Raw genomic sequence first — 12,151 nt, 5'->3', positions numbered from 1 at the left:
TCAAAACAATCCATCAGCGCAGGCCCTTATCAACAGCTAATGCTGCCTGTTCCCGCAAGAGTGACGCTGTTTGCAAAAATACTGTGGGAAATCGTGACTAATTTCACGCGAATCCACCGCCACTAGCATTCAAAATATTTTCCCTCGTGGCTTAAACCCGGACTTCGAAATAGTCGATTAACTACTGAATCATGACCCGATCAGAACTGATTGCATCACTTAGCCAGCGTTTCCCACAACTCGTCCTGAAGGATGCCGAACTTTCCGTTGCCGAGATTTTGGGTGCTCTGGGGAATGCGATCAGCCGTGGTGGCCGTGTCGAGATCCGGGGCTTCGGGAGTTTCAGCCTGAATTACCGGCCGCCGCGCATCGGCAGAAATCCAAGGACCGGCGAGCGAGTCAACATTCCGGAAAAATGGACGCCGCATTTCAAGCCGGGGAAGGAACTGCGAGAACTGGTCAATGCAGCGTGATCGATACAATCAGTGCGCTCATTGCTGAATTACCCGTGATATGAATTTCCGGTATGGGGCAAGCGCGCACAGCGGTGTTGTGAGTTGTGAAAAGCGAGGGTTCCTGATTTGTCGGATTGCCTACTTGAATTAATGTGTCCCAAGGGCTACATTAATAGCAATTAGATGCTAATTTGACGCCTAGGGGCTACAGTGACAGCACTTTCCGATGTTGCCGAGATGCTCAAGAGTGCTCGCCGCGAAGCGCGGCTGAGTCAGGATGAACTCGCCCAGCGGGCGGGGGTTTCGCGCACAACCGTGGCGCGTATGGAAACCCTGGCCAAGGGCGACATGAGCGTGTCTGCGCTGGTGCGCCTGCTCGAAGCAGCAGGCTACGACTTGAGGCTGGTGAAGCCTGGGCATGTGCGCACGGTCGAAGATATCCTGGCCGAGCAGCGCCAAGGTGACTTGCCATGAAGCTCGACGTCCAAGTCAGTGGCAAGACCGTTGCCCAACTCTACCGCGAACGCGACGAGTATGTGCTCAAGTATCTGCCGGGCGCTGATGCGGCCGATTTCATCAGCCTGACCATGCCAGTGCGCGACGAGCCTTGGCGCTGGCCGCGCGACCTGCATCCGTTCTTTCGCCAGAACCTGCCCGAAGGCTACCTGTTGAACATCATCCGCGAGGAGTTCGGGCCGTTGCTCGACGGCACGGATCTGTCATTGCTGGCGGTCGTGGGGGGCACCGGCATCGGCCGCGTCACGATCACGCCCGAAGGTGGCAAGCCCGGCGTCGAGATGGAGCCCCTGCAGATCGACAAACTGCTGACGGCGGACAACACCACCGAGCACTTCTCATCGCTGGTGCGTCGCTATGCCCGAGCATCCATTTCAGGCATGGTCCCTAAGTTCATCGCGCCGGAAGAAGCACCCGACGAGACACTGGGCCCGCTGGGCAAGCCCACGCTGCGTACCAGTCGCCACATCATCAAGGGCTCGGACGACAGCACGCCCTACCTCGGCTTCAATGAGTTTTACAGCATGCTGGTGCTGGAGCGCCTGAATGTCGTGCCGGTGGCCCGAACCCGGATGTCCGACGATGGCCGGGTGCTGGTGGTCGAACGCTTCGACGTGGACGAACAAGGTGTGCCAACGCACGGGCTCGAAGATGCCTGCGGGTTGCTCGGTCTGCCCCCTCACGAAAAGTACGCAACCACCACCGAGAAGGTGCTGAACGCCACGCGTGCCTACCTGCCGCCCGCGCACGTGCGCGTCCAGTTGGAGCAATTTGGCTGGCATGTGCTGGCCAACTATGTGGTGCGCAATGCGGACTGTCACGCCAAGAACGTCGCGCTGTACTACACCCGGCTTGGCGATGTGACCTTTACGCCGGTCTATGACATCGTGACCACTCAGGCTTACCCGCGCTATGCGAACAACCCACCGGGCTTATCCATCGACGGTCGGCAGACCTGGGCGGCTGGTAAGGCACTGCAGCGCTTTTTCAATGCACGGCTCGGCATTGCACCAAGGGACTATGCTGACATGGTCGAGCGCTTGTGCGAATCGGCGGTTGAGGTCGGCGCAGAAGTGATCGAAGCGGCCAAGAACGAGCCGCACTGGCGTCCAATTGCCAAGCAAATGGTGCATGCCTGGAATGAAGGCATGGCATCGCTACGCGACCCGAAGAAGTCCGTAGCATTCCGAGGCCTGGATGGCGCGATTGCCGCGGCTGGTTTTTCCGAACCCGAGTCCCCCGAACCAACCCATGTGACGATCGGTCGCTCTGAATTACTGGCCCCGCAGCGGCGCAAACGGTAACTTTACGAAAACATCCATTACCTTGAGATAGGTTTAGTTGATATGACAGGCAAATGTATTGAGGTTTTCCAAGACCCGCATTTGAAAGGCCGATCATCGGCAAGCTCTATCCGAGCCGGCATCATGGCCCAGGTTCAGGCACCCATGGCACCATGATCAGGAGCGGGGAGAAGACATCAGGGGGCATACAAGCGATGGCGAGGACATGATCATTCTCGTGCGGGATGAATTCGAAGACGTTGACGAATCCGGCATGGTGCTCTGGCAGGAGGGAGAAGGTTACAGGGTCTCCAACCTCTGGATCAGTTGAATGCTGAGGTAGAGGTCATAGAACTGCCTTGTTCGGAGTGAGCCTCTATGATTTTTGCGTAGAATAAGTTGCGTAACCACTAACCACTCCTTGAACCACATGGCGGAACAAAAGAGCTATTTGATCAAACTAGCTACGAAGCTAGGCGAAAAAAATCCACGCCTCGATATTGAACGGTTACGCAGCAACGCCGCCAATGGAATCCGTACAGCCGTTCAACTCGATGCAAATGTCTTTATCAACATCCTCGACCATCAACAGGATAGGGACGGCGTACCGGGCTACGAAAAGCTAGTGCGATGGGGGCTCTTTGATTTTGTCGAGCTAATCTGGTTATGCAACAAGGAATCGATCCCACTGTCGATACATCCAGGCATCGCGTTGACCGAAGTGCAGGGAGATCCCAACCTGGTCCGAAAAGACTATGATGATTTTCTGGCTGCCTATCAACTCGAATTGGAGGATGACCCCTCCAATCTTTCTTGGAGCAGCGCGATCCCGTCGAAGCTCCCGGCACATCTCGACAACTGCGGCTTCTTTAAACTGACGCCGGACGAGCAGAAGTTTCGAGCGTGTTCATTCGTCAGTCTGCTTGCAATGCTAGTTGTGGATAGTGATCTCAGCCTTGAAACCCCAATGTCGCGTATCCGGCGATATCTCGACCTGATGCTTGAATTTGTTGGTGTGTTCAGCGTCAAGGAAACCATGATCGCTTGCTTTGTACTGGGTGACCTCGTTGAGCGAGCGGCGGCAGGGGGATACTCGGTCGGCAATGACGGAGAGGTGTTTTATGCTGCTGTGTTAAGGAATTTTGCGCGACGACGACAAGGGCGCAAGCCGCTGGGCAGACGTCCGCGAACTTCTACGGAGGTCTTCCACCTCGCCTTTAATTCAGCCAACGACATTGCCCAAATTAATGCGGGGATCGTCATGGAGGATCGTGGCCTCGATGGTGAGCGATGGGATCTTTGGTTTTGCACGATGGACGCGAAACTCACACGGTTCCTTGGCGCAATGACCTACAAAAAATTGATTCCAGGACAGGCGGGAATGTTCGCCGAGCTAGGACTACCACGCGGGATTGCCATTCATCCCGATCTAATAACGCAAGAAGCCATTGTCTTCGCTCGGCAATTCTGCGGACCTGAGCGAAACATTCCACAACTGAGCAGCGATATTTGGTTGGTGAAAGCTGAACAGATGGCAACGTTGGTGAGCAGAGCGTTTCCGTCATCGTAGAAAAGTTCGCCGGGAAGCCGCGTCCAGATCTCCGTGGTTCTGCGTCAATACGTCGGACGATGCCCCCAGTGCCCAAGGTCACGTCAGTTTTCCCCTCGAATCCAGTCGTGGTCCGGCACATCTAGAGCCCAAGCATTGTCCACCGGAAACCGTCTTTCTCGGTCGGAAACAGTTTCCACAAAGTAAATCAGGGCTGCTCGGACAAGTTGAAGTGTTTCAATGAGGTGCTGACGAAATTCATCCTTGTAGTAGCGATCGATGATGTCGACGTCGGGCGCTGTAGCAAGTGATATATCGTGCAGAACAATGAAACGATGGGTGGAGGCATTGCGCAATTGGCGTTTAGGTTGGAGATAACCTTGGTGTGAAACATCGGTTGCCATTTCGGCAAGGGCGAGAAGCCCACGATTGCCGCAGTCGATTTCCTCTCTGATACGTGCCTTCCACTGTTTGGGCGCATCGCCGGGTTCGAAAAACGAATTGAGGAATGTAGCGTTCCGCTCAGGTTTGATCTGGCCCAAGTAATGGAGCAGGGCGACCGTCAACTTGTCCAGAACATCGACGCAGGTTCGTTGGGCCAGGCTAAGGCTGGCGGTGTCGATGCCATAGCAAGCATAGTCCAGCGTATCGGCGTAGCTGCCGCTCTCCGGCGGTGGATCTTGTAGTGCGGTAAATGCTAAATGGCGTACCGCCAAGTAGTCGGCCTTCAATACGTTGAAGGTCGCGAAGACCGTGGGTATCCGATAGAGGGTTCCCGCTGGTTCGAAAATTCCTGGCAGCTTGAGCGAGTCCCAGCGCTTGAGCGACAAGTCGAACCCCTCGATGGTCGGTGAGAGGGCGAGGCGATAATCTCGCACGAAACGCTGGTAGGGGGTCGCTTCCGAAAAATCCGGCCGGCGCAATTCCGGTAGAGTTTGCTGAAGCAGCGGTGTCAGCGCCTCAAGGGCGTGTTCGCCCGCCAGTTCCCGGAGGCGATGAGGATTTTGCCGGGCGTAGCGCAGATGCTCGTTGGCGGCTATCAGGAGCGAGTCCTGGTCACCAATGCCGGCGCTGGCATAAGAGAGCAGGACTCGTGCAGCGCCGGTGGCGGCGATCGCGTTGCTCGGGTCGGACTCGAGAGCGCGGCAATAGCAATCATAGGCCTCTACGAAACGATAAGCCTTCAATAGGGCATTGCCGAGGTTGGTCTGGGCGCGCGCCTGCAGATCGCGTTCCGATGAAGCGTCGGCGCAGTGCTGATACAGGGTTTTGGCGCGCTGGCGCCACGATGATGTCTTCAAGTACCAGCCCCGATCATCGTAGGGTTCGATGTCGGTAATGGCAGTCAGCCCGTTGGCGAGGTTGTACTTGAAGTTTTCCTCGTCAGGATATTGCGTGATTAGGTGTTCGAAAATTTCGATACCGCGGGCAACCAAAGCGATGTCTTTGCACAATCCCCCTGCATCGATAAAAAAGCTCGCACGCATAGCTAGGAGTGTCGCCTTGCCGAACTCGGCAGCGTCGAGCGCGTCAAGCCGCGCCAAGGCCGCTGCCGGGTCAGTGTCAAGCAGACCGTAGAGTTCCGCCTGCATGCCGGCAAATCGTATTTGAAAGTTGTCGTCTTGCTCGGTCATATCTCCGCCCCAATTACTCTCGATGCTTTCTTTGTATGCTCGCCTGCGACGTTCACTTTCACTCCCCAAGCACGGCAGACTAGCGACCTGAATCGGCTGTCTGCAATGTAAAGGATCAACGATCGTTTACCTGACCAGACAGACCCTGTCCATGGCGATCACCGGAGAGACAAGCCTGGCTGGGTCGAGGGAGCGCACTGGAATGCAATGGCCTATGAGTCAGATGTGGCGCCGCAACTGGTCCGTAGTGTCTTGTCGCGGATGAGCGCCCAGTTGCCAGAAGCGATCTCCAATGTGATCGTAGATGAGCGGCTGCTGGAGGCCAAACGGGATTTCTTGCGCGAGAACATGCTGTTCCTCATTGAGGAGCGACGAGGTTTCATTGCTGATGCGGTTAGATTCCCGTAGACCACGGTCGACGAATTACTGGCAGAGGGAAAATTTGATCCGTCCGTCTTGGGGCATCTGGCTGCCAGCCGCACGACGCGGAGTTGAACAGGGAGGCGGGGAAGGGGGCACAAACTCGATGGTGCATATTTCCCCTTCTGAAGAAACAGACTCTCCCGAAGAAGGCGTGGGGCGAGAGCGGTCTAATACGGGTAGCTAGGGCTAAGTTTGGAAAAGTTTTCCACGACCCAACCGGTCACGGTCTGCCGACTTGGCGCAGTAGATTTGTAGTGCTCTTTAAGCATCCACTCGACAATGAGCCGTGTTTTCTTAGGAAGGTCCGCCTTATCTTTCCCTGTCAGCGAATTCAAGTACAAAAGCATTTCATACCCTTCGTTCCGACTGAGATGGTTCGCGTCATCAGAAATGAGTCTGGGGTTGTCCCCCGCGGTAACCGTCCAGCTATATTCATAATGAAGGTCTTCTTTCGTCAGCTTCGGCATTTTTGATTCTCCCTTGGTTGGTTTGCCGGAATGGCAACCTGCGTTGGATATGAGTCCATGCGGATAGATTTCAACCCCGCAATGCATAGATTTGTCAGAAACCCGCGAATCCGATGGATGCCTTGTACCGTGTCGAATTGGGAGTATGCCTTCAGGGAACTTCGAGCTAGATGTTCTATGGTGCTGGGTGACCAACGTCTGGTTACAGGTTGGAGGGATCTACCAACTTGCTGGGGCCTATGCCTGTATCGGCATAGAAAGCTTCCGACCAGAAACCTCATCAAACTCTGATGATCCTGTTGTTGCTACAAAAGAAGTGATCCGTCTAACGATTTCCCCGGCGCTTGGGTGTGGCAATAGCATTTGACTTGAATCAGTGGCTTGCTGACGGCATTTCCGCGATTAGCCTGATATCAGGAGGTCGATATGCGGAAATTTTTCTTCTTCGCGATCCTGGCGATAGGGGCAGGGATCGGATTGCTGGTTGCTATCGCAGCAAAAGGTGAATGGGGTGCAGGGGCAGTCATGGTGGGTATTGGGCTACTCTTTGCCGTTCCGCTCGCCAGTGCGTTGACGGGCATTGGACGAGGCCGCAGGAGGTTGCGGCGGCGACGGATTGATGGCAGACCAGGGGGCACGTCTGGGTCTTTGTTCAAGGGAGATGTCCCTGTTCGGCGCTGGGATCGGTAGCGGTTACTTTTTTGACTTGATCAGGTCCTGCACGGCATCCTTTGCATTATCTGCCGTTGCCTCTCCATCTTTGTAGACCTGCCTGGCTGATTGCCACATCAGCGACTTCTTCGATGCCAATGTCCCGTCGTCAGTCTTGATGATTTCAGCCTTGTCGTCGAATTCTCCGCGCTTTGCAGCGGTTTCTCGGTGAATCTGGGCGGCGCGTTGCTGCACTTCCTCGCGCACGGGCGACGGTGGTTCAGTTTTCTGTTCCAGCGGACGACTTGGATTGCCGCCAAAGCGTGAGGCCTTGCTCACTTGAGCCTGGTGGATTGCGTTGATGTCCGGTGTGATGGCGACATCATGCAACTGCTCTTCATGGAGGTCGCGGACGTCACCAAAGGAGGTCGGGAGGCTGCTCCCATCCGAAATAACCCGGTTCGGGCGCAATGACTGGCGGGCCAGTTCGGCCGACATCAAGGCGTGAGCAGCGGCGCTGTTGCCGCCGTAGGTCTGGGCGTACCGGAGGAACATCTCCATGTTGTGCGGGTCTTGGGCGATGTCGATGGAGATGGATTCGCCCTTGTCGTAGGCGGACGATACACGTTCCGCAAAACTGGTGCGGTCGGCAAGGGTGGCATCCGCCCGCACGGAACGGGCCCGCGTCGAACCGAGCCGGGACGACATCTCGCGGGCCTCGCTCGCGTCGTTCGAGAGCGCCTGCATATAGCTGGCGTCCCTCGATACCCGGTCACCGAATTGTTTGAAGGCTACCAACTGCTCCCCACTCAGGCTGGCCAATGCTTTCTGTTCCTGGGCGGAAAGGCTCGACTGGTAGGACTTGTCGGCGCTGGCATGAAGTTCAGCACCGGCGACCTTGGCATTCACGCCGACATGGGCTGCAGCACCGAAAGCAATTCGCGCGACCTGCGCCTGGCTGAGACCGGTGCTCTGGGCAACGCTTTGCGTAATCTGATCCAACTGGTTCAGCGTGTCGCCCATTTGCTCGAAGCTACTGGTGCTGGAACCGCTGCTGTTGCGCGTGGAGCGAAGCTTATTGAGCCCGCGAGAGAACACTTCAGATAGTGCTGCCGATTGCTCCGTGGTCGCTGTCACGGCTTCACCGCGCGCCGCGTCGACCTGCCGGCTGGCTTGCTGCACATCCTGTTCGGATACACGCATCGAGACCACTCGCGAAGCGAATCCCTGATTGCGCAACAGGCTGACCGCAGTTCGGCCGGTGAGCGCGTTCGATGAAAACGTATTTCCGGAGAGATCGTTTTGCCAACTGCTCATGAATGCCGATGTACGGTTGGGCGCCAGTTGCATCTGGTCCATACCGACATTCCCCATCGATATGTTACCGACGGTGGCGGCCGAGGTGCCGCCCGAGATCATCCCTTGCAACCCCGACAAGCCACCGACCAGTGCGGTCCCGAAATTCTCCATGCGCTTCAGGGCGGCCCACGCAATGAATGGAATACTGATGGCGAGGTAACCGACGACAGCCTCACCCGAGATCGCCCGCGAATAGATCGTCGACGCTGTTTGCAATGCCAGCGATTTGCCCCCCGTTCCGAGGTCGGCCGCTGCGGCGAGGTCGTAAGCCGCGTAGATCGACGCCATGTAGTTCAGGATGGCGTAGAGCGGCGGCCACAACTGAATCCAGATCAGCACCGCCGCATAGCCTTTGAAGGCCAGCATTGTTTCCCGTCCGCTGGTGAGCAGGAGCAGCAGGACCATGAGGGGGAACATCGCGTAGGTGACCGCCTCGACCACGTTTCTAAAAACAGGCAGGGCCTGCTCAGCCACCTTGCCGTAATTGAGCCAGCTCGCGTTCTGCTGGGCCACCGCCTGGGCTCGACCAACCGCCAACACCATCGCCGCCGGGTCATTGACCTTCTGACCGACAATCTTGCTGGTGTCCTCAAGCGCGTTGAGCATGGCGTTTTGCCGAATGATGTCGGCCGCCGTCGCCGCCGCAGTGGCAATGCTGTTCTTGAGATAGGCCTGCTGGATTTGTCCGGCAATGGCCGCTGCCGCAGCAGCGCCGGGCAAGGTCGGATTGAGCTGAAAGGCCAGGCGCCCCTGGATACGGGTGATCTGGGCTGGCAAGCGGCCATTGAGGCTCAGATAGACATTGGGGCAGGTATCGACGCCGACACTGCCACCAGCGCCGGTCAGCGTGGAAAAGCGCGCCGGATTGGGAGAGGCCATCAGCGGCCAGACATCGTCCGATACAGAAAAAGCCGCCGGATCGAGCGTGCCGTCGATCAGGTCGTAGGTCGTGCAGTTGTGGATGAAGTTGATCAGGTCGGTGCGGAAGGCCGGATCCTGGAACACCACATTGCCGGTCTCGCGGATCAGACGGTTACCGAACATCAGGCCGTTCTGCTGGTAGCTCAGTTCGACCGGCAGGGCCCCAGCGCCCGGGATGACCTGGAAGGCGGTTTCGAACAGGCTGGTCAGTGTATTGCCGATCGTGCTGGTGATGCCGCCCAGTGCGGCTACCCCGAACGGTACATTGCCGACGACTTTAACGGTCGAACCACCGGTCTTGTCCACGATGCCCACAGTGACCTTGGGAACGATCAATACCGAGAAGACCAGCACGACTGTGCCCAGCCACTTCCAACCCTGCAACTTCTCGGGAGCGAAAGCATAGGCAATCAGGGCCGCCACAAAACCGCAGAAGGCCACGGCTGCCAGCGCTGCTGCATAGTCGCCCGAGGCGTGAATCGCTGCCGCGGCATTGAAGACACCGAACAGACTATCGGCATTCTGGTAGGCGTAGATTTCCCACATGGCGCTTTCTCCTGTCGCGCTATCGCATCGTCTCTATTGCGACAGGTAAGCCGCCTGCTGGCCAAGCATGTCCATCACGTGTTGCGGCATGCTGGAACGTAGTTGGCGTTCGAGTTGCTCCAGGTGGTTCGATACCGCCCGGAAGGAGCCGACCTTCTGGTAGAGCAGGTTCTTTTCCTGGGAAAGTTGCGTGAGCATGGCCTGCGCCCGCTGGCGGACCTGGTTGGCCTGCTCCCGTTGCGACTGCTGCAGGGTGTAATTCTTGTCCAGCGCGGCCATGCCCAGGCGCAGATTGCGTTCGAGGAAAACATAGGCGTAGTCGGCAGCAATCACGTCGCGGTACTGGGCGATCAGGCTATCAGCCAAGCCCGATCCCGGGATGCTGGTGCCGATGGACAACATCTTGTAGACCGGCTCGGTAGTCTGGTTCACGAAACCGACCTCGGGTGAGTTATTGGGGATGGCGGTGCGCGTCGTGATCTTCTCAGCGATGGAGCGCATGATCGCCTCGACCTTGGCGGTAAAGGGCGTGTGGGTGTACGCGGTGTTCAAGGTGACGACGTCGCAATTGCTGTAGTCGTTGCACTTCAAGACATGCTGCACGACATCCGTACCGGCGGCTGCGCCCTGGCCGTAGAGCAACTGGCTGATCGAGGTCAGCGTCGGGGCGATCGGCTCGGGGTCGCGGGCCGACTCTTCCGGGTAGTAGATGATGGTGCCGACCAGGCTCATGATCAGTTCGCGCTCCTGGTCGTCGAGATAGGCACCGGTGTACTGCAAGGCTTTCCAGGTCAGGTTGCCGACGAAGGGCGCCTTGTTTTTCACTTTTGGGTCGCCCGAGGAACGTGCCGTGGACAGAATGCTGGGCCGATCCGTCGCACAGCGCCGACGCGCTGCATCACGATCGCTTTCCATGCCCATCTCGATGGCCAGATCGGCGCAGGTCTCCTGAGAACTGTAGCCAATCGATTCGGCCGCCGTGCTGACAATGGCCTTGGCGGTTTCGCAGGAATTGATTCGGGCGTTGTTGATCCAGGTCTCCAGTCCTTTGGCCCACTTGGTCAGTCCTCCGAGCAGCGGCGAGACAGCCTCCAAGGCGAGTTGGAAAGCGATCCCCGGCAGGGCGGCTGTGATGTTCTTCAGCATGTTCTTGAACTCGGTTGCCGAAATGTGCGAGAAGGAGCCGCCAAAGACATCGATGCCGCCGCAGCCGGCCTTGGCGCTGGGGAACTGGATGGCGGCCAACTGATATACCTTGTTCGGCGAACGCATCATCAGGCTGCCGCCGGTGTAGGTATTGAAGGTCTGGCCACGGAAGGCGCCGGGGGCGGTGTAGTTACCAATGGCGCCTAGGTTGTTGAACATGTTGTTCACCTCGCTGTTGAGATCGCCAGCCTGCAGTTGAAAAGACGGGATCGCCAGCAGCAACGCCAGGAGCGTGGCAGAAGTACGCCGAAAGGTTGGACGGTCGTAATGTTTCATGGCGCCTCCGGGGGTAGGGCGAGACCTTGCGTTGTTGTGGTTTGCATGCCCTCGGCTTGCAAACCGGAGACGACGGCGATGCGCTCAAGCAACTGGGATTCGGAGAGCACGCCGAAGCCGATCGGGGTGATCTTTCCGGTGAAAGGCTGAGCCAGAAAGACGGCGGGCACCTGGCTGACCTTCAGGGTGGTGGCAATGCCGTTGTCTGGGCGTGCATTGGGGAAACTTGGCAACGGACCACCGTCCACGCTGATAGCGACAACCTGGATGCCGTGATGGGTCTGGAAAGCAGTCAGGGTCGGCGCGAAGGCATGGCAATACGGGCAGTCCGAGCGGTAAAAGAAGAACAGCACGTGATCCTTGCCCAGATCGGCAATGGCGCGCGAGCGATCCACCAGTTCGGCTTGGTCGAAGACTTCCAGGGCCTTGGCATTGACCGGGCGGCCCTGCAGCGTCGGGTCGAGTTGCGGTGTAGCCCAGGCAACGCGCTGTGCGACATCGGCGAAATAGGAGGCGCGGGCGACGACCTTGGATTCCAGTTCCATGTAGCGCCGGACATTGGCTTCGCTCGGTCGCATGATGGCGATGTTGCGCGTCTCTTCCAGGGTTTTCTGGAGACGTTCGAATTCGACCAGTTCCGGTGCCCGCGAGGCTTGGGTCGGTGGCGCAGTTGGCATGGCCTTGCCTGCCGGTAATAAATATTGAAGTTCCTCGAGCATCGGCGCTTCATAAAAATGCCAGCCGCGCCAACTGTCGGCCCAGTAACGGGAAGCCGCATCCTGGGCTACTGAACCATGGCTGCCGAGCATTACGGCAAAGCTCAGCAGCAGGAGGAGGGCGGGGCGGTTGCGGATCGTCATGCGTG

The 12,151-nt window shown here is 57.6% G+C and carries 10 protein-coding genes; 5 read left to right on the top strand and 5 right to left on the bottom strand.

Annotated features, from left to right (window positions below; all coding sequences use genetic code 11):
* The first annotated feature begins 191 nt into the window (after positions 1–191).
* The 4 genes from KI610_RS14070 to KI610_RS14055 all read left to right on the top strand — a co-directional run bounded on the left by KI610_RS14070 (position 192) and on the right by KI610_RS14055 (position 3,824).
* Positions 192–473 (top strand): integration host factor subunit beta, encoded by a 282-nt coding sequence (locus KI610_RS14070; protein ID WP_226495592.1) that lies wholly within the window; start codon positions 192–194, stop codon positions 471–473.
* A gap of 192 nt (positions 474–665) precedes the next feature.
* Positions 666–929 carry a helix-turn-helix domain-containing protein gene (locus tag KI610_RS14065; RefSeq protein ID WP_226495591.1) on the top strand — a complete coding sequence of 88 codons (264 nt, stop codon included), beginning with the start codon at positions 666–668 and terminating at the stop codon, positions 927–929.
* The gene (locus KI610_RS14060) at positions 926–2,275 is read left to right on the top strand and encodes a type II toxin-antitoxin system HipA family toxin (protein WP_226495590.1); all 1,350 of its coding nucleotides are present in this window, start codon (positions 926–928) and stop codon (positions 2,273–2,275) included. Before KI610_RS14065 ends, KI610_RS14060 begins: the two co-directional genes overlap by 4 nt.
* A gap of 409 nt (positions 2,276–2,684) precedes the next feature.
* Positions 2,685–3,824 (top strand): hypothetical protein, encoded by a 1,140-nt coding sequence (locus KI610_RS14055; protein WP_226495589.1) that lies wholly within the window; start codon positions 2,685–2,687, stop codon positions 3,822–3,824.
* Positions 3,825–3,907: 83 nt separating this feature from the next.
* Here the strand turns inward: KI610_RS14055 and KI610_RS14050 are convergent, their stop codons facing one another.
* A complete protein-coding gene (locus tag KI610_RS14050; protein WP_226495588.1) occupies positions 3,908–5,437 on the bottom strand; it encodes an LA2681 family HEPN domain-containing protein in 1,530 nt (509 codons plus the stop codon).
* Between the two features lie 207 nt (positions 5,438–5,644).
* Between KI610_RS14050 and KI610_RS14045 the strand changes: the two genes are divergently transcribed.
* Positions 5,645–5,845, top strand: coding sequence for a hypothetical protein (locus tag KI610_RS14045; RefSeq protein ID WP_226495587.1), 201 nt, complete (start codon positions 5,645–5,647; stop codon positions 5,843–5,845).
* Positions 5,846–6,027: 182 nt separating this feature from the next.
* Here KI610_RS14045 and KI610_RS14040 read toward each other — a convergent pair whose 3' ends face one another.
* From KI610_RS14040 to traF, 4 genes are all read right to left on the bottom strand, one after another.
* Complete coding sequence (locus KI610_RS14040; RefSeq protein ID WP_226495586.1) at positions 6,028–6,327, bottom strand: hypothetical protein; 300 nt, start codon at positions 6,325–6,327, stop codon at positions 6,028–6,030.
* Positions 6,328–7,020: 693 nt separating this feature from the next.
* Positions 7,021–9,804, bottom strand: a complete 2,784-nt coding sequence (locus KI610_RS14035) for a conjugal transfer protein TraG N-terminal domain-containing protein (RefSeq protein WP_226495585.1) — start codon at positions 9,802–9,804, stop codon at positions 7,021–7,023.
* A gap of 33 nt (positions 9,805–9,837) precedes the next feature.
* Positions 9,838–11,286, bottom strand: a complete 1,449-nt coding sequence (locus tag KI610_RS14030; RefSeq protein WP_226495584.1) for a conjugal transfer protein TraH — start codon at positions 11,284–11,286, stop codon at positions 9,838–9,840.
* Positions 11,283–12,146: a conjugal transfer protein TraF gene (gene traF / locus KI610_RS14025; protein WP_226495583.1), complete on the bottom strand. Its 864-nt coding sequence runs from the start codon at positions 12,144–12,146 to the stop codon at positions 11,283–11,285. Before traF ends, KI610_RS14030 begins: the two co-directional genes overlap by 4 nt.
* Positions 12,147–12,151: the final 5 nt, after the last annotated feature.

The organism is Ferribacterium limneticum, from assembly GCF_020510565.1.
GTDB classification, from domain to species: Bacteria; Pseudomonadota; Gammaproteobacteria; order Burkholderiales; family Rhodocyclaceae; genus Azonexus; species Azonexus limneticus_B.
The sequence above is the reverse complement of the archived record's forward strand: the minus strand, read 5'-3'. Positions and strand labels throughout refer to the sequence as shown.

What these genes read in the sequence shown, in the direction of transcription:
- KI610_RS14040 (WP_226495586.1), bottom strand. Translation starts at nt 6,327, where the DNA reads ATGCCGAAGCTGACGAAAGAAGACCTTCATTATGAATATAGCTGGACG.
- KI610_RS14055 (WP_226495589.1), top strand. Translation starts at nt 2,685, where the DNA reads ATGGCGGAACAAAAGAGCTATTTGATCAAACTAGCTACGAAGCTAGGC.
- KI610_RS14035 (WP_226495585.1), bottom strand. Translation starts at nt 9,804, where the DNA reads ATGTGGGAAATCTACGCCTACCAGAATGCCGATAGTCTGTTCGGTGTC.
- KI610_RS14045 (WP_226495587.1), top strand. Translation starts at nt 5,645, where the DNA reads ATGGCCTATGAGTCAGATGTGGCGCCGCAACTGGTCCGTAGTGTCTTG.
- KI610_RS14030 (WP_226495584.1), bottom strand. Translation starts at nt 11,286, where the DNA reads ATGAAACATTACGACCGTCCAACCTTTCGGCGTACTTCTGCCACGCTC.
- traF (WP_226495583.1), bottom strand. Translation starts at nt 12,146, where the DNA reads ATGACGATCCGCAACCGCCCCGCCCTCCTCCTGCTGCTGAGCTTTGCC.
- KI610_RS14070 (WP_226495592.1), top strand. Translation starts at nt 192, where the DNA reads ATGACCCGATCAGAACTGATTGCATCACTTAGCCAGCGTTTCCCACAA.
- KI610_RS14060 (WP_226495590.1), top strand. Translation starts at nt 926, where the DNA reads ATGAAGCTCGACGTCCAAGTCAGTGGCAAGACCGTTGCCCAACTCTAC.
- KI610_RS14050 (WP_226495588.1), bottom strand. Translation starts at nt 5,437, where the DNA reads ATGACCGAGCAAGACGACAACTTTCAAATACGATTTGCCGGCATGCAG.